The sequence below is a fragment of the Streptomyces alkaliphilus genome, from assembly GCF_014141535.1.
Classification (GTDB): Bacteria; Actinomycetota; Actinomycetes; order Streptomycetales; family Streptomycetaceae; genus Streptomyces; species Streptomyces alkaliphilus.
The window spans coordinates 1-991 of record NZ_VKHT01001396.1 but is presented as its reverse complement, the minus strand read 5'-3'; the positions used below and the strand labels follow the sequence as shown (position 1 = coordinate 991).

At 77.0% G+C, this 991-nt stretch carries 1 protein-coding gene; it reads right to left on the bottom strand.

Annotated elements, in window-relative coordinates; translation table 11 throughout:
• Positions 1–39 precede the first annotated feature (39 nt).
• On the bottom strand, positions 40–768 hold the full coding sequence (locus FNQ90_RS24705; RefSeq protein WP_323380167.1) for a DUF5324 family protein: 729 nt from the start codon (positions 766–768) through the stop codon (positions 40–42).
• Positions 769–991: the final 223 nt, after the last annotated feature.

Sequence of the window (991 nt, the reverse complement as noted above, 5' to 3'; positions counted from 1 at the left end):
GATCCGGGGGCGCCGAGGGCGTGTCAGCCGGGAGGGGCGTCAGCCCCGGTCCTCGGGGCTTCCCTCGCCGTCACGGGTGTCGCCGGTCACGTCGGCCTCCGCCTGCTTGGCCTCGACCTCCGGGTCCAGGACCGCCGGCTCGTCGAGGACGTCCTCGCCCAACTCGGTCGGGGCCGGGGGCTCCACCAGCCAGTCCGGGTTCGTCTGCTGATCCCACCAGCGCCACGCGGCCCAGGCACCACCGGCCACCAGGCCGGTCAGGCCGATCCACTTCACGGCCCTGCGGGTGCGGGCCCGGCGCTCCCGGCGGCGCACCGCGCGGCGGATCTCGGCGGGGCTCACGGCACCGCGCAGCGCCGCCACGGCCGCCGCCGAACGGGCCGCCACCTCCTCGCGGGCGGGCCCGGTGTGGGCGCGGGCCGCCTCGATGTGCGGTACGGCCGCGGCCTTGGCGTGGCGGGCGCCCTCGGCCGCGCGGTGCGCGGCACGGCGGGTGCCCTCGGCGGCGCGGTGCGCGGCCTCGTCGACACCGTCCGGGAGGGACCGGCGGGCCCGGTCCACCCGGGGGGCGAGGTGCTTGCGGTAGTTCTTCTCCGCCTCCCGCACCGCCTTCCGGGTGCGGGGAGCGAGGTAGGCGCCGGTCTCGTGGGCGTAGTGCCGGGCGTTCTCCCTGGCCGACGCGGCGTACGGTCCCACCACCTCCGCCGCGTGCCGCGCGGTCTCCTTCGCATGGTCGCCGGCGGCGCGCACGCGTCCGTTGCGGTTCACGGTTCTTCCTTCCTGTCGGTGGCGGTCCTCATCGGCTGATCCGGGGTTGAGCGGGGCGGGCCCCGCCGGACACGCGGGGCCGATGGAGCCGGGGCGGCCGGCGCGGGTCCTGTGTCTCGCTTCTCCAGCGGTAGGCAAATCATGCAGCTTCCGTTTCGATCGGGCACGCGAAACGGGCATCCGGGGCATGGTGTGTCGCGGGCGGGGTCGGTGGGTCCCGAGG